Source organism: Paenalcaligenes suwonensis, from assembly GCF_011290505.1.
Taxonomy (GTDB): Bacteria; Pseudomonadota; Gammaproteobacteria; order Burkholderiales; family Burkholderiaceae_B; genus Paenalcaligenes; species Paenalcaligenes suwonensis.
Genome location: NZ_JAANPV010000002.1, coordinates 39,513 through 61,763, shown reverse-complemented (window position 1 = coordinate 61,763; position 22,251 = coordinate 39,513). Strand labels below are relative to the sequence as shown.

The following is a 22,251-nucleotide window of genomic DNA, read 5'->3' as shown; positions in this document are numbered from 1 at the left end:
GGGGTTCCCCGCCTTTGTCGTGCCTAGGATAAAGCAATCATGATTACTACGATTAAAACTTTGAGCCAGCTGATCGCCGACGGTCAAGTTGCTGGCAAGCGCGTGCTGATTCGTTCCGATATGAACGTGCCTATGGCGGGCGGCGCTATTACAGAAGACACACGTATTCGTGCGTCCTTGGAAGCCATTCGTATGGCTCTGGATGCGGGCGCTGCCGTGATGGTAATGAGCCATTTGGGCAGACCCAAAGAGGGCGAAATCATGCCTCGCGATACGCTGACTCCTATTGCTGAACGCGTAAGCGAATTGCTGGGTATTTCGGTACCTCTGCAACGCGATTGGATTGAAGGGGTAGATATTGCTCCTGGTCAAATCGTGCTGTTGGAAAACTGCCGTTGCAATGTGGGCGAAAAAGCGAACGATGAAACCTTGGCACGTAAAATGGCGGCCTTGTGTGACATCTACGTGAATGACGCCTTTGGCGCAGCGCATCGCGCACAAGCCTCTACTGAAGGTGTAGCTCGTTACGCACCTATTGCTTGTGCAGGTCCATTGCTAGAAGCGGAACTCAATGCATTGAGCCGTACCTTGACTGATCCTGCTCGTCCTTTAGTGGCGATTGTGGGTGGTGCCAAAGTGTCTACCAAGTTGTCTATTTTGTTGGCATTGGCCGGTAAAGTGGATCAACTGATTGTGGGCGGTGGTATTGCTAACACTTTCATGCTGGCAAAAGGCTTGAAAGTAGGTAAGTCATTGGTAGAAGAAGGCCAGCTAGAAGAAGCACGCCAAGTGATTGCGCTGATGAAAGAGCGTGGTGCAGAAGTGCCTATTCCAGTGGATGTGGTATGTGCTAAAAGCTTTGCTACCGATGCAGAACCTACCGTAAAAGCGGCTACAGACGTAGAAGAAGACGATCTGATTTTGGATATTGGTCCAGAAACCGCCCAGCAGTTGGCAGGTATTTTGCGTAAAGCCGGTACGATTGTGTGGAACGGCCCAGTGGGCGTGTTTGAGTTCCCCAATTTTGCAGGCGGTACACGCGTGTTGGCACAAGCTATTGCTGACTCAGATGCTTTCTCTATCGCTGGCGGTGGTGACACCTTGGCCGCGATTGCCGCGTTTGATGTGGCCGATAAAATTGGCTATATCTCTACGGGTGGTGGGGCATTCCTGGAGTTCTTGGAAGGTAAAAGCCTGCCAGCAGTCGCCGTACTGCAGGAACGCGCCGCAGAGTAATTCCCTATATAGGGCGTTATAAAGCACGCAAAATGGCCTGATATCCTGCTAGGGTGTTAGGCCATTTTGGTGTCCAGCCTAGTTGTTTGAGGCGCTGATTCTGCAGCCGTTTCCCTTGAGCCGGGGCTTTGTCATCACGTAGCGGTGGGGCGATGCCTAGAAACTCTGCTAGCTGGGTGTATAGCTCAATTTGTTCTAATGGCGTGTCGTCGGTGCCTACATAGATGCCGTGTGCCTCTGGATGTTGCAGTAGCGCGCAGCAGGCTTGTACTACATCGTCAATATGTATGCGGTTGGCCCAATTACCGGCCGATGCAGGTACCACCCAACCTGGTTTACGCAAGCGTTGTAGCCACTGCAGGCGTTCAGGCCCATAAATACCGCTGAAGCGCACGATGACGAGTTTGTCGCCTAGGCGTTCGCGTAAACGCGTTTCAGCATCTAGCAGGGCTTGGCCATTAAACTGGGCTGGATGAGTGGGGCTGCTTTCGTCTAGCCATGCCTCGCTGGCACTATAGACGGCGGTGGATGATACAAATACAAAGCGTTGCAGGGCGTCTAGATCTAACGCATTGAGTAGATTGTTTAGGCCTGTTTCGTAGATGGCCGCATAGCCTGCGGTAGAGCGCTCGCTAGGTGTGGCGGTGTATAGCACATGACTCACTGTAGGCAGGTTTTGTAGGCTGCTGGCTTGGGTGAGGTCGGCGTGTATCGCTGGAATGCCGTTGTCGTTAGGAGTAGGGGAGCGGCGTAATGCCCATTGCGGGATAGCGAGTGGGTGTAAGTGCTGATAGCAGCGTTTGGCGATGTCTCCGGCACCCGCGTATAAAATCCCTGAGAGTGATGGGGTAGGCATAACAAAAGCTCCTAGCAATAGTGTGGGCTATGCGTTTGCACTGAGGCTGGTTTTTAGGCATAGTGAATGGTTTGTTCCATTGTACTGTGAGGGACTTGTGAAAAAATTACAGCGTACACATCCAGATGAGTTACTCGTAGGAGTAGTATCGGTTTCTGATAGAGCCTCGGGTGGGCAATATCAAGATGAGGGCATTCCTGCATTGCTAGCTTGGCTAGATAGCGCGTTGGTACAACCTGCACAGTGCGTATCACGTTTGGTGCCTGATGATGCCGACACGATCTCGGCGACGTTAACAGAGCTGGTAGACGAGTTAGGCTGTGATTTGGTATTGACCACAGGGGGCACAGGCCCTGCGCGACGCGATGTTACTCCCGAGGCAACCTTGGCCGTAGCAACCCGCGAAATGCCAGGTTTCGGCGAGCAAATGCGCCAGATTAGTCTGCGTTTTGTACCTACGGCTATTTTGTCTAGGCAAGTGGGGGTGTTACGCGAAACTGCGGATCATGCCGCGCTGATTTTAAATTTGCCGGGTCAGCCTAAAGCTATACGTGAAACCTTAGAGGGGTTGCGCGATGATCAAGGTAAAATAGTGGTGCCCGGTATTTTTGCGGCCGTGCCTTACTGTATTGATCTGATTGGTGGGCCATATGTGGAAACGCATGAGCACATAGTGTCGGCATTTCGCCCAAAATCGGCTCGTAGGCCCAAACAATAATACGCAAAACAAGCAAGAATTCGTTTTCACCCGTAAAATTACGGGTGATTTAGTTATTTTATTCAAGTACTCAGGAGATCTTCATGGCCTTGGTTTCCATGCGTCAGCTGTTGGATCATGCGGCTGAAAATGGCTACGGCATTCCCGCATTTAACGTGAACAATCTGGAGCAGGTCCAGGCAATCATGGAAGCGGCAGCTGAGACTGATAGCCCCGTTATCATGCAAGCTTCGGCAGGCGCCCGCAAATACGCAGGCGAAAAATTCCTGCAAGGTTTGATTCGTTCCGCCGTTGAAAGCTACCCGCATATTCCTGTGGTAATGCACCAGGATCACGGCCAATCCCCCGCTGTATGTAAAGGCGCCATCGAGATGGGCTTCAGCAGCGTGATGATGGATGGCTCACTGGAAGAAGACGGTAAAACCGTTGCCGATTACGAGTACAACGTAGACGTTACTCGTCGCGTCGTAGAAATGGCCCACAAACTGGGTGTTACCGTTGAAGGTGAGTTGGGTTGCTTGGGTTCATTGGAAACCATGCAAGGCGACAAAGAAGACGGCCACGGTTTTGATGGCGTTCTAACACTAGACGAATTGCTGACTAGCCCAGAGCAAGCGGCAGACTTCGTACGTCGCACACAACTGGATGCGTTAGCGATTGCTATTGGTACTAGTCACGGTGCATACAAGTTCACTCGTGAACCCACAGGCGATATCTTGTCTATTCAGCGCGTAAAAGAAATTCACGCACGCCTGCCTAACACTCACTTGGTGATGCACGGTAGTTCCAGCGTGCCACAAGAGCTGCTGGCTGAAATCCGTGAATTCGGTGGTGACATGAAAGAAACCTACGGCGTGCCCGTGGCAGAAATTCAAGAAGCCATCAAATACGGTGTACGCAAAGTGAACATCGATACTGACATCCGTTTGGCGATGACTGCTGCGATCCGTCGTTTCTTGTTTACGAACCCAGACAAGTTTGATCCACGTGAATACCTGAAGCCAGCTCGTGCTGCTGCCAAAGCAATTTGTGTAGCGCGTTACGAGCAGTTTGGTACCGCAGGTAATGCATCCAAAATCAAACCTATAGCCTTGGATGAAATCGCCCGACGCTATGCTTCGGGTGCACTGTCCCAACAGGTACAGTAAGGCTGAAATCAGGCCATCCCTTGGATGGCCTGATTTGTTTTGTGGGACTAGCCACCCCTCTTTTACTTGCTGCACGTCCGCCCGCAGCAAGGCGCTTTTTAAGGAAAACATGGTGCAACAGGCGCTTTACGAATCCACTCTGAAATCCTTACCTTTGTTGGCACGCGGTAAAGTGCGCGACATGTACGCGGTAGGTGATGACAAACTTTTAGTGGTAGCTTCCGACCGATTGTCAGCTTTTGATGTGATCTTGGATGATCCTATCCCTGGTAAAGGGGCAGTGTTGACGAGCATGACGGAGTTCTGGCTAAAGAAGCTGGCGCATATCGTACCTAATCACTCTACTACTGTGCGTGCAGTCGATGTGGTGGCTGCCGATGAGCAGACACAAGTGAAAGACCGTGCTGTAGTGGTAAAGCGTTTAAAACCTATTATGGTAGAGGCCGTTGCACGCGGTTATATCATTGGTTCGGGTTGGAAAGAATATCAACAAACAGGCGCAATCTGTGGCATTGCTTTGCCAGCAGGTTTGCAACAAGCTAGTCAGTTGCCTGAGCCTATTTTCACGCCTGCCGCGAAAGCAGAAGCGGGCACCCACGATGAAAACGTAGACTTTTCACATGTGGTGGCTGAAGTAGGGCAGTCGCTGGCTGAGCAAATCCGCGATATTACGTTGCGTCTGTACAAAGAAGCCGCGGCGTACGCAGCCACGCGCGGCATCATCATTGCTGACACCAAGTTTGAGTTCGGTCTGGACGAGGACGGTGTTTTGCACTTGATGGATGAAGTGATTACGCCAGACTCTTCCCGCTTCTGGGATGCGAGCAGCTATCAGCCGGGTACTAGCCCAGCGTCGTTTGATAAACAGTTTGTACGTGATTGGCTGGAAACCCAAGATTGGGATAAAACAGCGCCAGCACCCCGCCTGCCTGCCGATGTTCTGGCGCGCACGGCAGCTAAATACCAGGAAGCTCTGGATAAATTGACTAAGTAATACGTGGAGTAAGGTAAGGACATGAACACAGTAGCACCCGTAACAGTAGGGGTAGTCATGGGGTCTTCCAGCGATTGGCCGGTGATGCAAAATGCCGCCGCCATTCTGGAAGAGTTTGGTATTGCCTTTGAAACCCTAGTGGTATCGGCTCACCGTATGCCGTTGGATATGGTGGAATATGGTCGCAAAGCCAGTGAAACTGGCATGAAAGCCATTATTGCTGGTGCGGGTGGTGCTGCTCATTTACCAGGTATGTTGGCTGCGCTAACAGAAGTGCCTGTGTATGGTGTGCCTGTACCTTCACGTTATTTACGTGGTGAAGATTCGTTGTTGTCTATCGTGCAAATGCCCAAAGGCGTGCCTGTAGCCACCTTTGCTATTGGTGAAGCGGGTGCTGCCAATGCGGCTTTGCATGTAGTGGCTAACCTAGCCATGTATGACGATGCGTTACGCACCAAATTAAACGCATTCCGTGCGCGCCAAACTGAGGCAGCACGTAACATGCAAGTACCACCACCTGAGCAGGCTTAAATTTTCAGCTAAAGAGCAGTATATGAACAAGGTTACAAACGAGGCTGTGATCCAGCCTGGCGATTGGTTGGGCATGATCGGTGGCGGTCAATTGGGGCGCATGTTTTGTCATGCGGCTCAAAGCATGGGCTATAAAGTGGCGGTGTTGGACCCCGATGCCAACAGCCCTGCCGGTGCAGTAGCAGACAAACATATTCGTGCAGCCTACGACGATGAAGAGGGTCTGCGTGCGTTATCGGCACAGTGCAAAGCCATTACAACTGAATTTGAAAACGTACCAGCTGCTAGCTTGCAGTTTTTAGAGCAAGGCAGTCGCGTTACACCGTCGTCGTCTGCGGTGGCGGTAGTGCAAGATCGTATTGCTGAGAAAGCCTTTATTGTGTCTGCTGGTGTGCCGGTAGCTCCTTATGCACCTATTCAAAATAAAGCTGATCTGCAAAATGCGGATGCTGCTTTATTCCCCGGTATCTTGAAGGCAGCCCGCTTGGGTTACGACGGCAAAGGCCAAGCGCGTGTGAGCAGTCGTGAAGAGGCGTTGGTGGCATTCGAACAGTTTGGTGAAGTGGCCTGTGTGCTGGAGGCATTGCAGCCATTGAAAGATGAAATTTCGGTGGTAATGGCAAGGTCGCTACAGGGTGATGTAGCCGCATTCGTGCCATCACATAATGAACACCGTGATGGTATTTTGGCTGTTTCTACTGCGGCATCTGCATCGTTGCCGGTGTACCAGCAAGCCATTGCAGCTGCCGAGAAAATTGCCCAAGCTTTGGGTTACTACGGCGTGTTTTGTGTGGAATTCTTCATTCTGCAAGATGGTTCGTTAATTGCTAACGAAGTGGCGCCACGTCCGCATAATAGTGGGCACTTCACTATGGATGCCTGTGTCACTAGTCAGTTTGCTCAGCAAGCACGTGTGATGGCCGGTTTGCCATTGGGCGCACCTACGTCGCACAGCCATTCCGTGATGCTGAATCTGTTGGGCGATTTGTGGTTTGACGAACAAGGCACGTACCGCGAACCCGATTGGGCTGGTGTATTAGCAGTACCGGGAGCATGTTTGCACCTGTATGGTAAAGCTGAAGCCCGTAAAGGCCGTAAGATGGGGCATATCAACGTTGTGGGTAGTACGCTAATCGAGGCACAACAGCGCGCTGCTCAAGCGGCTGCTCCTATAGGTTTTGTGTACCATGCATGAGACTGTAATCAGCCCGTCTGATGCGCAGTCTGTGCAGCAGGCTGCTGAGTTGCTGTATGCCGGTGAGCTGGTCGCCTTTCCTACGGAAACGGTGTATGGCTTAGGTGCCGACGCAGAAAATCTCGCTGCTTTAGCAAGCATTTATGAGGCCAAGGGGCGTCCTAGCAATCACCCGGTGATTGTGCACGTCGCCCCCGGTGCCGATCTGTACTACTGGGCTAAGCAAATCCCGGACGAGGGTTGGCGCTTGGTGGAATGCTTTTGGCCGGGGCCGTTAACCTTAATTTTGCCTAAGGCAGACCACGTACCGTTGCAAATTACCGGTGGGCAAGACAGCGTCGGTGTACGGTGTCCGTCGCACCCCGTGGCGCAAGCGTTATTGACAGCTTTTGCACAATGCAAAGGTGGTCAGGGTGGTGTGGCAGCACCGTCAGCAAATAGGTTTGGGCGTATTTCTCCTACACAGGCTTACCACGTACAACAAGAGTTCAAAGGCTGTGTGCTGCAACCTAAGATGATCTTGGAAGGTGGTCCAGCCGAGGTAGGGATTGAATCCACCATTGTGGATGTATCCCGTGTCGCACAAACTGGTGAAGTAGCAGTGTTGCGACCCGGTGGTATTAGTGTGGCGCAAATAGAAGCGGCCTTAGGTCGTTCAGTACAAATAGGGGCTAAGCACCATGCGCCCCGTGTATCGGGCAGCTTAAAAGCCCATTACGCACCAACCACTCCGCTGTATAGCTTGCCGCGAGCAGCCCTAGTGGCTAAGGCTGCTGTAGCGGCTGCACCCCAGAAAGTAGGGGTGTTGGGCTTTGGATCTGCGCCTCAGGCGTTAGCGGCAGGTGTGCAATGGGTAGAGTTGCCGGCTCAACCTACACATTTCGCCCATTCGTTGTATGCGTTGCTGCGCGAGTTAGACGCACAAGATTTTGACGCGTTTTATATTGAGCAGCTACCGACTACACCAGAATGGCTAGCTGTGGCGGATAGGTTAAATCGTGCCGCAGCCGCCTTTGAAGCCTAAGCCAACGTTAGTCCAATAGCCCCATATCTTGTAAGAAGCGCAAGCAGCGTTTTTTAAGGCGATCCGGTTGCTCGAAATGAGGGCTATGCCGGACGCCTGTCATGACCAACGCTTGGGCATGGGGTACTAAACATTGCACGCCGTATATTTGGTGCAGGGATGAGTACTCATCCTCGTCGCCTTGTACCAGTAGCGTAGGGCATTGGATGTGTTTAACATCGCGCTCAATATTCCAGTTCTTTTGAAAATAAGGGCTGCTCCATGCGCGGCTCCACGGTTTGAAGGTGCCATCCACATCTTGATGGTAGCGCGCCAAGCGTTGACGCAAGTCGCCGCTGTCATACCAATTGATGCAGTGCTCTAGCCCGTGGTGCATGAAGGGTTCCACGTTAATGTGCGGAGCCACGCAAATAATGGCGCTGGCAGCACTGTTTTCCATCGCAGCATGCAAAAGGGCTATAGAGCCGCCATCGCTGTGTCCAAACAAAATAGGACGTTCGTCGGCTAGCCCCAAGGCGGCAAGCACGGCAGGTAAGCGTTGCTGCGCTTCGCGGTGCAAGTAGTTGACGGGCAAGTCTTCGTTGGGGTCGCGTGGGGTGCTTTGGCCATAGCCGGGGCGGGAGTACAGTAGGCCTCGGCAGCCTAGAAACGAGGCTAATTCTTCAGGCCAAAACGACCAGTGATTAATGCTGCCTAAGCCTTCGTGCAGAAATACCAGTAGGGGAGCCTGAGGGTCTTGGCTACCTACCCATTGATATTCAATGTCCAGCAAGTCGCCATTTTCAGTGATTTGCAGCGTTTGATGTGTAGCAGGTTGACGCATAGAAAAAGCCTAGCCTAACGAGGGAAAACCTTTTGAGTATACGTGAAAAAACGTGTGACTCGCAGTTAGCCCCGTTAGGCTGTGCGGGCTTCTTAGACGCGTTCAATTAGCATGGTAATGCGCAAAATGGTTAGCTATCTTTGTGGTCGCCTTCGCCTGCTTTCCAGTAGCCTTTGGCGCTTACACGATGTTTGGGTAAGGCTAAATCTTGCAGGTAGTGCAAACGCAGTGTGCGTATCGCTGTAGACTCACCCGCGATCCAGATATAGCCCGGCCCCGAAGGCAACGACTGTGATAACAAGGTTTTGCATAAGGCTTGGCATGGCTCAGACAATGCGGTGACCCAGTGGGTACGCACAATGGCTGGGCTAGGTATGGCTTGTTGTTCGGCCTTGTTGGCAACTTCTACAAAAATCTTGGTATCAATGTCCGGGGGTAATTGCGCGGCAATGCTTTGCATGCCGGGCAGGGCGGTGGTGTCACCGGCTATCAGTACCCACTCGGCATCATGAGGTAGCGAGAAACCGCCACTACGAGGGCCTGCAATACCTAAGTGCTCGCCAACCGAAGCTTGTGCGGCCCACGCTGAAGCAGGGCCAGAGTCGGCATCGTTGCCATGCAGCACAAAATCTAAATCAATAGACCCTGCTTCATGGTCTATGTGGCGAATGGTATAGGCCCTACCTTCACCCGAAGGTAAAAACACTTTGACCCAAGCGGCAGGTTCTGCCACACCTTCAACAGTTAAAAAATCGGTAATTTCGTCACCGCTCACAGTAATGCGTTGCATCATGGGGGTAACGTTACGTACGGCTTGCACGACGCCCACGGCGCGGGCGGTGCGAGGTTTTTGTATCACTTCAGACATGTTGTGTTCCTTTGGGTGCGGAGATCAACAGGCGTACAGCCACCAGTACAGAGGACGCTACCGCAATAGCACCTACAAGGTAGACAGCATCAACGCCCCAGGCACCGGCTACAGCACCCAATACAGGGCCGGTGATTCCCAATGAGATATCTAAGAAAGCCACGTAAGCACCCATGGCAATACCACGGCTTTGTGGTGGTGTGCGGCGTACGGCTTCCACACCAAAGCCAGGGAAGGCTAAGGAGTAGCCAAAACCCGTTAAGGCAGCGCCTACATAGGCGATGACAGGGGTAGGGGCACCCCAGATCAACAGTTGACCCAAGGCTTCGATCAGTACGCAGACTAGGGCGACACGGGCACCGCCCAGTTTGTCGGGCAGGTGGCCAAAGAACAGTCGTGCACCAATAAAGGCTAAACCGAAGGCGGTAAAGGCCAGTGACGCATTGCCCCAATCATGGGAGGCAAACATCAGTGCGATAAACGCAGTAATCACACCAAAACCAACGCTGGATAAGGCAAGTCCCAATCCTGCACCCCACACTAATCCCAGTACTTTGTAGAACGGTGTGCGGCGGTTGGCAGTAGGTGGGAGCGCACGTAGGTTTGCAATCACGGCTAAGGAAATAATAGGTAAGACAGCAGCCACGACGGAAATGCCAGCAAAACCTTGTTGGTCATTAATCGCCACCCCCAGAGGAGCACCGACGGCATAGGCGCCATACATGGCAATCCCTACCCAGGCCATCACTTTGCCTGCGTGTTGTGGGCCTACTAAGCCTACCCCCCCAGCTAAGGGCTCCGGTGACGACCAAACTTTCACCGCAGCCTAGTAACACACGACCGAGTAACAGCACCCATACCGAGGTAGTGGGGGAGTGTATAAAGGCGAGTGACACCAGATAGGCAATACCTGAGCTGGAGGCTAAAAGAAAGCCCATGACTACCGCGCGTTTGGCACCGCGGGTATCGGCTAGGTTACCCGCCCATGCGCGGGAAAGTAGGGCGGCAGCAAATTGCGTACCAATCACAATACCTACCACCAGAGTGCTCATACCCAAGTTGTCATGCACATGCAAAGGCAGAATGGGTAACGGTAAACCGATGATTAGAAAACCAATAAATACTGCCAAGGTAATAGGCAGCAAGGTAACAAAAACATTGGCTACAGGAGAGGCCGCCGTAGCGGCTGCCGTAGCCCTTGAACGATCAGACATGAATGTCTCCAAACGTGAGTATTTACTCGATATTTGATATAATATGAGGGATTGCTCACGTTGAAAACTCATGTTTGGATGACGTATATGGAAGCCCTACCTCAACCACGGCGCGTACCGCGTCAAGCCCGTTCTAGGGCCATCGTAGAAGCAATTTTGGAAGCAACGGCTCGCGTTTTAACCGAGCGTGGCTATGCCGGCACCAATACAAATCTGGTGGCGGAACGGGCTGGAGTGAGTGTGGGGTCGGTGTATCAGTACTTCCCAAATAAGGATTCACTGATCACGGCGTTGCATGAACGGCACGCTGCGGAAATGCAGGCAGCCATAGAAACGGTACTGGTTGCCGCGAAGCCGTTAAGTTTGTACGAACACCTTAGGGCTATTGTGCATGCGCTATTAGCGGCGCATCAGGTATCGCCGGAGCTGCACAGGGTGCTAGAGAAAGAATTTCCATTTTTTGATGCGCCACGCGATCAAAGTCCAGCAGACCAAAGCATTTTTTTGCGTATACGCCAATTATTGGAAGATCACCGCGATGAAGTTGCCCCCAGCAATCTGGATTTAGCCACATGGGTGGTCTTGCAGACGATGGAGGCGTTAATTCATGCGGCGGTGATTACGCCATTACCGCAGCACTCTATGGAAGACGTAGAGCAGGCGATTGTGGATACCTTGGCTGGCTACCTGTTGGGCAGGCAGCCGCGCCCCTGTTAATACGCTGAGCCGGTGTCTTGGCAGTAGCTGACTAAGTCAGCAATGGCCAGTACAGGCAATTGGTTGCGCTCAGCGTAATCAAACACATCGTCACCACGCATCATGGTGCCATCTGGGTTCATCAGCTCGCACAACACCCCCATAGGGCGTAAGCCTGCCAAAGCAGCTAAGCACACGGAGCCTTCGGTGTGCCCTTGGCGAGCCAGTACGCCGCCGGGATGGGCACGCAGTGGAAACACGTGGCCGGGACGAATCAGGTCATGGGGTTTGGCATCAGGGGCTATGGCAGCTTGAATAGTCGTTAGTCTATCGCGGGCGCTTACGCCTGTGCTTACCCCTACGCGGGCTTCAATGGTAACGGTAAAGGCTGTGCCATAAGGGCTTTCATTGTTAGGCACCATCTGTGGCAGCCCTAACTGAGCCAATGTATCTTCGGTTAAGCATAGGCACACAATGCCGCTGCCGTCTCGGATCATTTGTGCCATGCCGCTTTCCGTTAAGCGTTCGGCAGCAAAGATAAGGTCAGCTTCATTTTCGCGGTCGTAATCGTCCATCACAACGACAGGGATACCGGCGCGAATAGCAGTCAAAGCAGCTTGCACACGTTGGTGTACTGCTTCTGGAGTGGAAGGAAAATGGTCAAGCGTAGGCGCAGCGCGCTCAGCTAAGGTGGTATGAGACATAGAAACGCTCCTCGGTCATAACAAAATTGAGAAGACGTTTTCGGGGCATGCAGCGGCACACCATACCCATTTCACAGGCGCATACCTGCAGCATGAGTTTGTGTTTACCGCACATCTTCTTTCATCCGGACTATGACCGTCGGCTCTGGAGTGTGTGCCAGATCTGCTGACCCCACGCATTGCTGCATGGGCGCTCGCGGGCTTGCAAAGACCAATCAGCGCGTTGCTGTTACTTTGCCTACCGCCGGTGGGGAGTTACACCCCGCCCTGAAGACGCTTATGTTGATAAAAGTACCAACTCTTGAAGTTTATAGCGTTGCTGAACTGGCTTCAACTCACGTTTGGTTATAAGCAAAAAAAAGCACCCTTGGGTAAGGGTGCTTCAAAAAAGCGGATCTTCACGTAAAAAAGATCAGCACTGCTTTTGATCAATAGAAGGCTTGCAAACCTGTTTGTGCACGACCCAAGATCAGGGCGTGAACGTCGTGTGTACCTTCATAGGTGTTCACAACTTCCAAGTTCACTAAGTGACGGGCTACGCCGAATTCGTCGGAAATACCGTTACCACCCAACATGTCACGAGCCAAACGAGCGATATCCAAGGATTTACCGCAAGAGTTACGTTTCATAATAGAGGTGATTTCTACGGCAGCAATACCTTCGTCTTTCATGCGGCCCAAGCGCAAGCAACCTTGCAGACCCAATGTGATTTCTGTTTGCATGTCGGCCAGTTTTTTCTGGATCAACTGGTTGGCTGCCAATGGGCGACCAAATTGTTTGCGATCCAGTGTGTACTGACGTGCAGTGTGCCAGCAACTTTCTGCAGCACCCAGAGCACCCCAAGCAATACCGTAACGAGCAGAGTTCAAGCAGGTGAATGGACCACGCAGACCTGTTACTTTAGGCAGCATTTGAGCATCTGATACAGGTACTTCGTCCATGACGATTTCACCAGTAATGGATGCGCGCAAACCTACTTTGCCGTGGATGGCAGGAGCGGACAAACCTTTCATGCCTTTTTCCAAAATGAAGCCACGGATTTTGCCGTCGTCTTCGCCACCAACTACTTTAGCCCACACCACAAACACGTCAGCGATAGGGGAGTTAGTGATCCACATTTTGGCGCCTGTCAGCAGGTAACCGTCGCTGGTTTTAACAGCGCGGGTTTCCATGCCGCCTGGGTCGGAGCCGTGGTTAGGCTCGGTCAAGCCGAAACAACCAATCCACTCGCCGGAAGCCAGTTTAGGCAAGTATTTCTTTTTCTGCTCTTCGCTACCGAATTCGTTAATAGGTACCATCACCAACGAGGACTGTACACTCATCATGGAACGGTAGCCGGAGTCTACGTATTCCACTTCTCTAGCGATCAAACCGTAACACACGTAGTTCAGGCCAGAGCCACCGTATTCTTCAGGGATGGTTGGTCCCAGCAAGCCCAGCTCACCCATTTCACGGAAAATGGATACATCTGTTTGCTCATTGCGGAAAGCCTCCAGCACACGAGGTGCTAGTTTTTCCTGAGCATACGCGTGTGCTGCATCGCGCACCATACGCTCTTCTTCCGTCAACTGCGTGGATAGCAAGAGAGGGTCTTCCCAGTGAAAAGAAGGCTTGCTGGACATGTGATTCTCCTAGTGTTCTAACGATGTTGAGTGTTTAGTGCATGCTCGCGGATCTGGTCTAAGCTCATACTTGGTGTAATGGCTTGGGGGTCCTGCAAGCAGTGCAAAATTGCGGGTTTGCCGCTTGCCCGTGCACGCTCGAAAGCAGCAGGGAAGTCAGCGCTATTTTCTACCCGCTCGCCGTAGCCGCCAAAGGCTTCAGCATAACGGGCGAAGTCGGGGTTTTTCAATACCGTGGCTGATACGCGGCCCGGGTATTCACGTTCTTGGTGCATACGGATGGTGCCGTACATACCGTTATCAATCAGTAAAACGATAATAGGCAGGTCGTATTGCACCGCTGTGGCAAATTCTTGGCCGTGCATCATGAAGCAGCCATCGCCTGCAAAGCAGACAACGGTAGATTCGGGGTTGATGCGTTTGGCGGCAACCGCCGCAGGCAAACCATAGCCCATAGAGCCAGAGGTAGGTGCTAGCTGTGTGCCAAATTCGTTAAAGCGGTGGAAGCGATGCAGCCATGTGGCGTAGTTGCCGGCACCATTGCACATGATGGCGTCAGCAGGCAAGGCTGTACGCAAGTAGCTCATGACATCTGCCATGTGGAACTTACCCGGGCTACGAATAGCATCCGGTGTGCTCCATGCTAAATAGTTTTGGTGCAAGGTGTTGACACGTTCGGCGTCGGCGGAAGTGCGGCTCAGCTTGGCAGGTAATGCTGCTACAAAATCGCTAGGAGTCAAGGCAATACCTAGCGTGTTCTGGTACGTGCGGTTGAGCTCGCTGACGTCAGGGTGCACGTGTATCAGTGTTTGCTGGGGGGTTGGTATATCAAACAACGTATAGCTTTGGCTAGGTACCTCGGACATGCGTCCGCCCAACAGCAAAATGGTATCGGCCTCTTTGATAGCGGCAATCAGTTTGGGGTTCACGCCCAAGCCTACATCACCAATGTAATTAGGGTGGTCGGCAGAGAACAGGGCTTGCCGCCTGAATTGCACGGCAACAGGTAGATTGTTTTTTTCTGCAAAATCCTGGAAAGCCTTGCGGCTTTCAGCTGTCCAACCGCTACCGCCTAAAATAGCCAACGGTTTTTTGGCGTTAGACAGTAGTTCATCTAAGGATTGCAATTGACTACTACTTAAACCGCCACTGACGGGTTCTGGAATACGTGCATCTGTGGCCGTGCTGGTTTCAATTAGCATGTCTTCAGGCAAGGCAATGACCACAGGGCCAGGACGGCCGCTGGTAGCAATATGAAACGCACGAGCTACAATTTCAGGAATACGATCAACTTGATCAATTTCTGTCGCCCACTTGCACTGCGTACCAAACACAGCGCGGTAGTCCATTTCTTGGAATGCTTCACGCTCACGCATGCCACGTTCAATTTGGCCTACAAATAAAATCAGTGGTGTGGAATCTTGTTGAGCAATGTGTACGCCAGCCAGTGCATTGGATGCACCGGGGCCACGTGTGACCATGCAAATCCCTGGTTGGCCCGTAAGTTTGCCGTAAGCATCAGCCATCATGGCTGCGCCTCCTTCTTGACGGCATACGGTAATATCAACCTTGGCGTCATGCAGCCCGTCTAATACGGCCAGGTAACTTTCACCTGGCACGCAAAAAACGTGCTGAACACCTTGTTTGACCAACTGGTCTACCAGCAGATGGCCACCTAAACGGGAGTGTTGCATATGTGTTTTTGTAGTAGTAGTCATAGTTGCAGGTTATGTGCGTTTGTGGCACAAATCAATTGATAAAATTGCACATCATCGTGTGTTAAATGCACGACCAAAAAATATAGTAGAGAATGTTTGGTGCAGCAGATAGTTGCAGCGCAACATTTGTAATCAGATACGGGTAAACCATGAGACACGGAGTACCAAGTTTAGGCGCGCTACAAGCCTTCGAGGCCACGGCACGACTGGGAACATTTTCACGGGCGGCGGAAGAGCTGTCGCTCACGCACAGTGCGGTGTACCGACAGGTAGCTGGGCTGGAAGAAAGTTTGGGTGTGCAATTGCTTACCCGTGTCAGACGCCGTATTGCCTTGACGGATGCGGGGGCAGAATACGCCGCGCGGGTACGTTTGCACCTAGAGCAATTAGAAAAAGATACGCTTAGCCTCATGACGCGTTCAGCCATGGGGCGTAGCTTACACTTAGCCGTGCTGCCCACCTTAGCTACCGTGTGGCTAATGCCTATCTTGGCAGAGTTCGGCAAAGTTAGGCCAGATATTACGATTAACCTGTCTATACGCACATTGCCCTTCCAGTTTGCCGACAACCCCTTTGATGCAGCCATTTACCACGCGGCACAACTGTGGCCACGCACGCAGGGTATCAAACTCTTTGATGAAAACGACTTAGTACCCGTTTGCACACCTGCAACCCTGGCAACCGCACAGGGGCAAATAGCGAACATGGTGCACTTGCACATGATCTCTAGACCCGATGCGTGGCGCATGTGGTACCGAGAGCAAGGCTTAGAGCACACACCCACAGCCGAAGCTGGGCCACGCTATGAGCTGTTTTCCTTAACCTTGCTAGCGGTGCGAGCAGGCATGGGCGTAGGTTTAATTCCCCGTTTTTTGGTGGAAAGCGAACTGCAAAACGGCAGTTTAGTGACGGCGCATGATGGTACTTTGGCAGGGCGTGAAGCGTACTTCTTTAGTTACCCTGTGGATAACGAAAATATGGAAGCGTTGGTGGCGTTTCGGGATTGGATCAAGCGGAAACTGGGGTTACCGGCTAAAAGCTAACAGCCTGATTGCTCACGATTGGACTGCATGATTAAGGCTGCAAAGCCCGCTTAGTAACCACCTGCTGCCATAGCCTAAGGCTGCGAAAGTATTTTTTAATTTGTAAACCAAATAAAAAAACACTTCCATTCGCCTTTCCTTCGTCGCTTGCCACGGTTTATATGCAGAGGTAGTTGTTAGCTGTATGTACTTCTGTGGCAAATCATACTGCTGCTTAAGAAAAGGCTGTAAGCCTATTCATTGAAATAGCTCAGGGGAGGCGGAGGAAAACTTTTTTGATTTGGTGTCTCAAATCATAAAAAGTTGTTCAGCAGTCCCCCAGCGTGTGCGATGAATACGGCATCTCATCTGCCACCTCATCAGCAATAAGCAATACACACGTCACAAACAAAAAAACCTCTGGCATTACACCAGAGGTTCTTCAGCACAGCTAAAAAAGCATCCCAAATTAACGGAACACAATAGTACGTTGGCCGTTCAGCAAAATACGATGTTGCACGTGGGCAGCCACAGCACGGGACAGCACCAGTGACTCCACATCACTACCGACCTGAGTCAGTTGATGCGCACTCATAGAGTGATTCACACGCTCAATATCTTGCTCAATGATTGGGCCTTCATCCAGATCTTCAGTCACGTAGTGAGCCGTAGCACCAATAATCTTCACGCCGCGAGCATGCGCTTGGTGGTAAGGACGTGCACCTTTAAAGCTAGGCAAGAAACTGTGGTGAATGTTGATGGCACGACCAGACAATGCACGGCACAGCTCTGGAGACAAGATCTGCATGTAGCGCGCCAACACCACCAAATCTACACCCAAGGTATCCACAAAGCGCAGAATTTGTTGTTCTTGTTCGGCTTTGGTTTCAGGCGTAACTGGTAGGTGGTGGAACGGAATGTTGTACGACGATGCCAGCGTGGCGTGGTCTTGGTGGTTGGACAATACCGCTGCAATCTCTACTGGCAACTGACCGCTGTGTGTACGGAACAGCAGGTCGTTTAAACAGTGGCCCTGACGGCTAACCAGAATCAAAATACGAGCTTTGCGGCTGGCATCATGGATATGTGCTTCCATGTTGAACTCAGTAGCCACGGGTGCAAACGCTTCGTTCAGTTCGGTTACGTTGGTTTCCTTGCCTGACACCGAGAAGTGAATGCGCAGGAAGAATCGCTGGGTTTCGGCATCACCAAATTGCTGGGCTTCTACCACGTTGCCGTGTTGTTGTAGCAGCCAGCCAGTAACAGCGTGGACGATACCTGTGCGATCAGGACAGGAAAGGGTCAGGATGAAGTCGGACATTGTGAGGTGTAGAGGGTAATTAAAATTGTTGGGTAATGCTTAACGCGGTGTCAGCGCAAATTTGCTGGCATGGTAAATCAGTGGGGAGTTATCACTGTGGGTACAGTGCTCCACCTGTCCGATGAACAGGTAATGATCACCAGCCTCATGCTGGCTGACATTGCGGCATTCAAACCAAGCGCAGAAGCCTTGGTCTTCTAGCATCAAGGTGCCACCCGGTGCACGACCTAGAGTATGGCCGTGAAAACGTTCAGCTTGAGGGCCCATGGCGAAACGTTTAGCCATTTTTTCTTGGGCAGCGCCCAGCACATGGATCACATAGCTGGGGGCGTGCAAAAAGTGCGGCAATGATCGCGCTTGCTTGTCTAGTGACCAGACAATGAGCGGTGGATCTAGCGATAGCGTATTGAATGAACTGGCCGTGAGCCCCCAGGGCTCGCGCTCAGGGGCCAGCCCTTCAGTGGTAATGATCGTGACACCTGTTGCAAAGCGGCTAAGCGCAGACTTGAAAAAAGGCGTATCAAATGCGGGGGGAGAAAGCTGTTCAGACATGGCGGCATACACTACCATATCAAGGCGCTAAACGCGATACAGTCCATGCGGAATCTGTGAGATTAAATGCAAACCTATCGTGTAAGCGGCAAGCACGGCCTTGCCAAAATTCAATGTAATCAGGCACCAAGACGTAACCACCCCAATTTTCTGGGCGTGGTGGTTGGTCGCCAAATTCTTTTTCCAATTCTTGTACGCGTTGTTCTAACTCTGCACGGTTGCGTACGGGATGGCTTTGCGGCGAGGCAATCGCACTGATACGTGACTCTACCGGACGGCTGTGAAAGTACTCGTCGGCAATGTCTGCACTTAGCTTTTGCACACTGCCTTCAAAGCGTACTTGGCGGTGCAAGGTAGGCCAGAAGAACATCAGGCAAGCGCGATTGTTTTGTGCCAGCTCTTGCCCTTTACGCGAATCAAAGTTGGTAAAGAAACGCAGGCCATCGTCTTCATAGCCTTTAAGCAAGACAATACGCGATGTAGGTTGTCCCGCTGCGTTCACTGTAGACAGTGTCATGGCAGTAGGTTCTACGGCGTTGTCATCCATGGCTTCTTTTAACCAGTGATGAAACTGTACGCGAGGGTTGGGATCCAGCCCGCTTTCGTCTAACGTGAAACGGGTGTACTCATTGCGGTAGTCAGAAAGGCTCATGATGTCAGGCTGTGTGTAGTGCAGAAGAGGGAAATAAAGACGAACTACTTTGCAAGGCTTGTACTAGGCTTTGCAGACGTTTGTCTTCAATTTTAGACCTTTTTAGGGCTTCAGCTGTTTCCATTACGTACTCAATGCAGGGCCCATTAATGCCATGGGCACCATAGATGACATGAATCAGCTGTTCAAGCGGCATACGGGGCACATAGCCTTGGTAACTGCGGTTCATCACAAATACCAAGGCATTCACCATACCGTGTTCGGTATGGCAAGGCAGCCAACGGGGAATGTACGCGCCGCTGGGCATTTCTCTGCGCCATAGCGCGTCAAAGGCTTCAGGTACTTCGTGACCAGCAATTCTAAATGCCATGCCACGGCAAGAGCCGCCATTGTCCAGACCAAATACTACCCCTGGGCGCTCGGGTGTGCCGCGATTAATATGCGACCACAAACACAACGAGCGGTGGTAACCATGCAATCTGGCATGACGTTGCTCCAGAAAATCGAATTCTGGGCGCCAGATTAGCGAGCCATAGCCATAGACCCAGACATCCGTGCCGGGTGTCCAGTGCTGCAAGCTATGCTGCATGGATTCATTACGTTCAGCGTCACTAAGCTGCTTAAAAGAAGCGGGAGTGGGTACGTCAGAAACAGGGTAGGTGTTCACGGTAATGGCTTAGTAGAAGATTCCATTGACAGAAGATAGTCTTATATTGTAGAACAACCGGCCACTACTGGCGAAACCACGCGTTAAAATGTGGGGTAATTCACGCAAGCCTGTAGTTTTGAATGCAAAGGATAGTAGCTAATGAGCGAGAGCTTTGAACGGCGTTTTGGTGCGCTAGACCGTTTATATGGTGCTGGCAGTACGGCAGGGTTTTCTGCTGCGCATGTCATGATCGCGGGTATAGGCGGTGTAGGCAGTTGGTGCGCGGAAGCCGTTGCACGTCATGGTGTAGGCAAGATCACGTTGATTGATTTGGACCACATCGCCGAATCCAACATTAATAGGCAGTTGCCTGCCTTGGGTAGCACTATTGGTAAGGCGAAGGCCGTGGCGATGGCTGAGCGTATTGCTGACATTAATCCTCAGGCTCAGGTAGAGATTGTGGATGATTTTGTCAGTGCCGAGAACATCGTCAGCCTGCTGCAAATGCAGCCGGATGTGTTCATCGATTGTACGGATCAGATCAGCGCCAAACTGGCTATGGTGGTAGAGGCTAAACGTCATAAGGTGCCATTGATTGTGTGTGGGGCAGCAGGCGGTAAGCGTGATGTATTGGCGTTACGCAGTACTGACTTATCCCAAACATCGCACGATGCGCTGTTAGCGAGACTGCGTAATCAGTTGCGTAAGCAATATGGCTTTCCTAAGCCTAAACCCGAAAAAGGCTCGCGAGTGCCCAAAATGGGGGTGACCTGTTTATGGGTAGAGGAAAGTGCCGTGATGCCCGAGTTGTGGCGTCAAGGAGAGGCCACAGAGGCACCACAGGGGTTGTCGTGTGCGGGGTATGGTTCGGCGGTGACGCTAACAGCCAGCATGGGGCTAGCTGCTGCTCAGTTGGCAATTAACCGTATTTTGAGCAGCGCTCAGAAAGCTTAAGCCTGAATGTTGGCGTCTAACCAGCCACGTAGTGCGTTGGATACGCGTATGGCGTCTGCATTTTTGAGATCAGAAGGGTAGAGCACCGCTTCGTGTGCTTGCCCGCTTTTCAGTAACTGCGAACGCATCACACCAGGCAACAAACCGCAGGATACAGGCGGTGTGAACCACTGGCCATCGCGTTGGAGGTAAATATTGCTGCGGCTACCTTCGCACACCTCACCCGCTTGATTGCAAAAAATCACATCAAATAACTGCGGTTGCATACGTAGGGTTTGGTTGGCCGCTTGATACCACGGGCGGTGGCTGCTTTTAATGCTCAGCCATGGGCTTTCGGGCAGTGGGGTATCGGCTAACAAGATACTCACAGGCTGCACATCGGGTTCCAGTGCGGAATGCTCTAGTACTGGCTGCCCTTCGTTATCTAATGTCAGGCGCAAACGCCATACGCCAGACGTTAGCAGTGACAGGTATTCGGTAATGTGTTCACAAACGGTGTTGTGGCAGAAGGTGTAATTCAGTTGCTGGGCGGAACGAGCAAGACGCTCTAGATGGGCATCCAGCAGGGCGATCTGGGCATGTTCTACGCGCATAGTTTCAATTAGCGTGGGATGTATGCTCATGGTTTCGTCCTTATGCAGTAAGAATAGGGCTGCCCAGAATACGTGCTTTCCACAGCAGTTCTTGCCATTCTAATTCTGGATCAGAATCGTACACAATGCCACCACCCACACCAAACACCGCATCATGAGGTGTGTGGAATTCTAAGGTGCGTATAGCGACGTTGAAGCGAAAATCGCCATTAGGTGCTATCCAGCCTAGGCTGCCGCAGTAAATGCCGCGTTGACGCTGCTCTAGGTGTTGCAAGGCGTGCATGGCGGCTAGTTTAGGCGCACCTGTAATAGAGCCACACGGAAAAAGGGCCACAAGTAGCGTTTCAATATCGTAGTCGTCGCACTGCGCTTGTACGGTAGAGGTCATGGTCCAGACGGAGGGGTACTGCTCCACGTTTAGTAAGGATTCCACTTTTACGCTACCAGGGCGCGCCAAGCGGCCTAAGTCATTACGCAGCAAATCCACAATCATCACGTTTTCTGCACAGTCTTTTTCGCTGTGACGTAGCGCGTGCGCCGAGGCTTGGTCTTCTGCTGCGTCGGCAAAACGGGGGCGTGTGCCTTTCATGGGGCGTACCCGTAGCGTATCGCCAGAGCGCTCTACGAATAACTCGGGTGAAAATGACGCGATTTGGCGTTCGCCATCTACCACAAAGGCCGAGTAGGCCGTGGGGTGACTGTGGGCGAGCGCCCGATACACCTGCTCAGCAGCTAGATCGCTTTGTACTGTGATGGGCACGGTGTAGTTGGCTTGGTAGTACTCACCGTTGTGAATGTCGCTGCGTATGTGTTCTATAGCCTTAACGTAATGCGCTTTTTCTTGGGCTAGTGTGCAGCGTAAAGTAGGCGTTTGCGTGGGAGCATCCCAAGGTAAAGTCTGCTCTGCAGACGAATAAAACTGGGCAGTGAGCAAGGGGGTAGCTCTAGGCGCAGCGCTTTTTGCCTCGCCGTTGCATAGCAGGGCAGCACCTAGCTCATAGTCCAACAGTAAACTTGTCCACAGGCCTTCGTGGCGTGCACGGTTAATGGCCTCAAAGGCGGCAGGCAGCTCGTGAGCGTGCCATACCGCTACCCGATGAACGGGGTTTTCTAGTACTAACGCCTGATGGGTCAGGCGGTTTTCAAAACGACAATACATGA

Annotated in this window: 22 protein-coding genes, 1 pseudogene and 1 riboswitch; of the genes and pseudogenes, 10 read left to right on the top strand and 13 right to left on the bottom strand. The window is 52.0% G+C overall.

Features of this window, described 5'->3' with window-relative positions:
- Positions 1-39 precede the first annotated feature (39 nt).
- Entirely contained in the window at positions 40-1,236 is a 1,197-nt protein-coding gene (locus tag GY634_RS03480; RefSeq protein ID WP_166407205.1) for a phosphoglycerate kinase, read from the top strand.
- Positions 1,237-1,252: 16 nt separating this feature from the next.
- Here the strand turns inward: GY634_RS03480 and GY634_RS03475 are convergent, their stop codons facing one another.
- Positions 1,253-2,092, bottom strand: a complete 840-nt coding sequence (locus tag GY634_RS03475) for an NAD-dependent epimerase/dehydratase family protein (RefSeq protein WP_166407204.1) — start codon at positions 2,090-2,092, stop codon at positions 1,253-1,255.
- Between the two features lie 97 nt (positions 2,093-2,189).
- On the opposite strand from GY634_RS03475, the gene mog reads away from it, so the two are divergent.
- The 6 genes from mog to GY634_RS03445 all read left to right on the top strand — a co-directional run bounded on the left by mog (position 2,190) and on the right by GY634_RS03445 (position 7,702).
- Positions 2,190-2,810 (top strand): molybdopterin adenylyltransferase, encoded by a 621-nt coding sequence (mog, locus tag GY634_RS03470; RefSeq protein WP_242683594.1) that lies wholly within the window; start codon positions 2,190-2,192, stop codon positions 2,808-2,810.
- Positions 2,811-2,893: 83 nt separating this feature from the next.
- Positions 2,894-3,958: a class II fructose-bisphosphate aldolase gene (gene fba / locus GY634_RS03465; protein ID WP_166407202.1), complete on the top strand. Its 1,065-nt coding sequence runs from the start codon at positions 2,894-2,896 to the stop codon at positions 3,956-3,958.
- Positions 3,959-4,070: 112 nt separating this feature from the next.
- Positions 4,071-4,952 carry a phosphoribosylaminoimidazolesuccinocarboxamide synthase gene (locus GY634_RS03460; protein ID WP_166407497.1) on the top strand — a complete coding sequence of 294 codons (882 nt, stop codon included), beginning with the start codon at positions 4,071-4,073 and terminating at the stop codon, positions 4,950-4,952.
- A gap of 21 nt (positions 4,953-4,973) precedes the next feature.
- Positions 4,974-5,483 (top strand): 5-(carboxyamino)imidazole ribonucleotide mutase, encoded by a 510-nt coding sequence (gene purE, locus GY634_RS03455; RefSeq protein ID WP_166407201.1) that lies wholly within the window; start codon positions 4,974-4,976, stop codon positions 5,481-5,483.
- Between the two features lie 22 nt (positions 5,484-5,505).
- Positions 5,506-6,678 carry a 5-(carboxyamino)imidazole ribonucleotide synthase gene (locus GY634_RS03450; RefSeq protein ID WP_166407200.1) on the top strand — a complete coding sequence of 391 codons (1,173 nt, stop codon included), beginning with the start codon at positions 5,506-5,508 and terminating at the stop codon, positions 6,676-6,678.
- On the top strand, positions 6,671-7,702 hold the full coding sequence (locus GY634_RS03445; protein ID WP_166407199.1) for an L-threonylcarbamoyladenylate synthase: 1,032 nt from the start codon (positions 6,671-6,673) through the stop codon (positions 7,700-7,702). The genes GY634_RS03450 and GY634_RS03445 overlap by 8 nt, the downstream gene beginning before the upstream one ends.
- 7 nt (positions 7,703-7,709) lie before the next feature.
- On the opposite strand, the gene GY634_RS03440 is transcribed toward GY634_RS03445, so the two are convergent.
- The 3 genes and pseudogenes from GY634_RS03440 to GY634_RS03430 form a co-directional block, all read right to left on the bottom strand.
- Positions 7,710-8,525, bottom strand: coding sequence for an alpha/beta fold hydrolase (locus GY634_RS03440; RefSeq protein WP_166407198.1), 816 nt, complete (start codon positions 8,523-8,525; stop codon positions 7,710-7,712).
- Positions 8,526-8,655: 130 nt separating this feature from the next.
- Positions 8,656-9,393: a siderophore-interacting protein gene (locus GY634_RS03435; RefSeq protein ID WP_166407197.1), complete on the bottom strand. Its 738-nt coding sequence runs from the start codon at positions 9,391-9,393 to the stop codon at positions 8,656-8,658.
- Positions 9,386-10,607 (bottom strand): annotated as a pseudogene (locus tag GY634_RS03430) (arabinose transporter). The gene GY634_RS03435 and the pseudogene GY634_RS03430 overlap by 8 nt, the downstream one beginning before the upstream one ends.
- Positions 10,608-10,694: 87 nt before the next feature.
- On the opposite strand from GY634_RS03430, the gene GY634_RS03425 reads away from it, so the two are divergent.
- On the top strand, positions 10,695-11,324 hold the full coding sequence (locus GY634_RS03425; protein ID WP_166407196.1) for a TetR/AcrR family transcriptional regulator: 630 nt from the start codon (positions 10,695-10,697) through the stop codon (positions 11,322-11,324).
- Here GY634_RS03425 and ribB read toward each other — a convergent pair.
- From ribB to GY634_RS03410, 3 genes are all read right to left on the bottom strand, one after another.
- Positions 11,321-12,007 (bottom strand): 3,4-dihydroxy-2-butanone-4-phosphate synthase, encoded by a 687-nt coding sequence (gene ribB / locus GY634_RS03420; RefSeq protein ID WP_166407195.1) that lies wholly within the window; start codon positions 12,005-12,007, stop codon positions 11,321-11,323. The two genes, GY634_RS03425 and ribB, sit on opposite strands and share 4 nt — an antisense overlap.
- 109 nt (positions 12,008-12,116) lie before the next feature.
- Positions 12,117-12,286, bottom strand: a riboswitch (FMN riboswitch).
- Between the two features lie 149 nt (positions 12,287-12,435).
- Positions 12,436-13,629, bottom strand: a complete 1,194-nt coding sequence (locus GY634_RS03415; RefSeq protein ID WP_166407194.1) for an acyl-CoA dehydrogenase — start codon at positions 13,627-13,629, stop codon at positions 12,436-12,438.
- Positions 13,630-13,646: 17 nt separating this feature from the next.
- Positions 13,647-15,347 (bottom strand): thiamine pyrophosphate-binding protein, encoded by a 1,701-nt coding sequence (locus tag GY634_RS03410; RefSeq protein WP_166407193.1) that lies wholly within the window; start codon positions 15,345-15,347, stop codon positions 13,647-13,649.
- A 149-nt stretch (positions 15,348-15,496) separates the two neighbouring features.
- On the opposite strand from GY634_RS03410, the gene GY634_RS03405 reads away from it, so the two are divergent.
- Positions 15,497-16,390, top strand: coding sequence for a LysR family transcriptional regulator (locus GY634_RS03405; RefSeq protein ID WP_166407192.1), 894 nt, complete (start codon positions 15,497-15,499; stop codon positions 16,388-16,390).
- Between the two features lie 448 nt (positions 16,391-16,838).
- Here the strand turns inward: GY634_RS03405 and purU are convergent, their stop codons facing one another.
- From purU to GY634_RS03385, 4 genes are read right to left on the bottom strand one after another with little or no spacing between them, the layout of a single operon-like run.
- Positions 16,839-17,690, bottom strand: a complete 852-nt coding sequence (purU, locus tag GY634_RS03400) for a formyltetrahydrofolate deformylase (RefSeq protein WP_166407191.1) — start codon at positions 17,688-17,690, stop codon at positions 16,839-16,841.
- A 39-nt stretch (positions 17,691-17,729) separates the two neighbouring features.
- Positions 17,730-18,242: a flavin reductase family protein gene (locus GY634_RS03395; RefSeq protein WP_166407190.1), complete on the bottom strand. Its 513-nt coding sequence runs from the start codon at positions 18,240-18,242 to the stop codon at positions 17,730-17,732.
- Positions 18,243-18,261: 19 nt separating this feature from the next.
- Positions 18,262-18,897 (bottom strand): pyridoxamine 5'-phosphate oxidase, encoded by a 636-nt coding sequence (gene pdxH, locus GY634_RS03390; protein WP_207625506.1) that lies wholly within the window; start codon positions 18,895-18,897, stop codon positions 18,262-18,264.
- Position 18,898: 1 nt separating this feature from the next.
- A complete protein-coding gene (locus GY634_RS03385) occupies positions 18,899-19,483 on the bottom strand; it encodes a gamma-glutamylcyclotransferase (protein ID WP_166407496.1) in 585 nt (194 codons plus the stop codon).
- Positions 19,484-19,702: 219 nt separating this feature from the next.
- Here GY634_RS03385 and GY634_RS03380 point away from each other — a divergent pair, with 219 nt between their 5' ends.
- The gene (locus GY634_RS03380) at positions 19,703-20,497 is read left to right on the top strand and encodes a tRNA threonylcarbamoyladenosine dehydratase (protein WP_166407188.1); all 795 of its coding nucleotides are present in this window, start codon (positions 19,703-19,705) and stop codon (positions 20,495-20,497) included.
- Here GY634_RS03380 and GY634_RS03375 read toward each other — a convergent pair.
- Positions 20,494-21,120, bottom strand: a complete 627-nt coding sequence (locus tag GY634_RS03375; RefSeq protein ID WP_166407187.1) for an aminotransferase class IV — start codon at positions 21,118-21,120, stop codon at positions 20,494-20,496. The genes GY634_RS03380 and GY634_RS03375 overlap by 4 nt on opposite strands.
- Before the next feature lie 10 nt (positions 21,121-21,130).
- Positions 21,131-22,249 (bottom strand): aminodeoxychorismate synthase component I, encoded by a 1,119-nt coding sequence (pabB, locus tag GY634_RS03370; RefSeq protein ID WP_166407186.1) that lies wholly within the window; start codon positions 22,247-22,249, stop codon positions 21,131-21,133.
- Between the last annotated feature and the right edge of the window lie 2 nt (positions 22,250-22,251).

Coding starts and splice junctions, on each gene's coding strand:
- GY634_RS03480 (WP_166407205.1), top strand. CDS start 40: ATGATTACTACGATTAAAACTTTGAGCCAGCTGATCGCCGACGGTCAA.
- GY634_RS03475 (WP_166407204.1), bottom strand. CDS start 2,092: ATGCCTACCCCATCACTCTCAGGGATTTTATACGCGGGTGCCGGAGAC.
- fba (WP_166407202.1), top strand. CDS start 2,894: ATGGCCTTGGTTTCCATGCGTCAGCTGTTGGATCATGCGGCTGAAAAT.
- purE (WP_166407201.1), top strand. CDS start 4,974: ATGAACACAGTAGCACCCGTAACAGTAGGGGTAGTCATGGGGTCTTCC.
- GY634_RS03450 (WP_166407200.1), top strand. CDS start 5,506: ATGAACAAGGTTACAAACGAGGCTGTGATCCAGCCTGGCGATTGGTTG.
- GY634_RS03445 (WP_166407199.1), top strand. CDS start 6,671: ATGCATGAGACTGTAATCAGCCCGTCTGATGCGCAGTCTGTGCAGCAG.
- GY634_RS03440 (WP_166407198.1), bottom strand. CDS start 8,525: ATGCGTCAACCTGCTACACATCAAACGCTGCAAATCACTGAAAATGGC.
- GY634_RS03435 (WP_166407197.1), bottom strand. CDS start 9,393: ATGTCTGAAGTGATACAAAAACCTCGCACCGCCCGCGCCGTGGGCGTC.
- GY634_RS03425 (WP_166407196.1), top strand. CDS start 10,695: ATGGAAGCCCTACCTCAACCACGGCGCGTACCGCGTCAAGCCCGTTCT.
- ribB (WP_166407195.1), bottom strand. CDS start 12,007: ATGTCTCATACCACCTTAGCTGAGCGCGCTGCGCCTACGCTTGACCAT.
- GY634_RS03415 (WP_166407194.1), bottom strand. CDS start 13,629: ATGTCCAGCAAGCCTTCTTTTCACTGGGAAGACCCTCTCTTGCTATCC.
- GY634_RS03410 (WP_166407193.1), bottom strand. CDS start 15,347: ATGACTACTACTACAAAAACACATATGCAACACTCCCGTTTAGGTGGC.
- GY634_RS03405 (WP_166407192.1), top strand. CDS start 15,497: ATGAGACACGGAGTACCAAGTTTAGGCGCGCTACAAGCCTTCGAGGCC.
- purU (WP_166407191.1), bottom strand. CDS start 17,690: ATGTCCGACTTCATCCTGACCCTTTCCTGTCCTGATCGCACAGGTATC.
- GY634_RS03395 (WP_166407190.1), bottom strand. CDS start 18,242: ATGTCTGAACAGCTTTCTCCCCCCGCATTTGATACGCCTTTTTTCAAG.
- GY634_RS03385 (WP_166407496.1), bottom strand. CDS start 19,483: ATGCAGCATAGCTTGCAGCACTGGACACCCGGCACGGATGTCTGGGTC.
- GY634_RS03380 (WP_166407188.1), top strand. CDS start 19,703: ATGAGCGAGAGCTTTGAACGGCGTTTTGGTGCGCTAGACCGTTTATAT.
- GY634_RS03375 (WP_166407187.1), bottom strand. CDS start 21,120: ATGAGCATACATCCCACGCTAATTGAAACTATGCGCGTAGAACATGCC.
- pabB (WP_166407186.1), bottom strand. CDS start 22,249: ATGTATTGTCGTTTTGAAAACCGCCTGACCCATCAGGCGTTAGTACTA.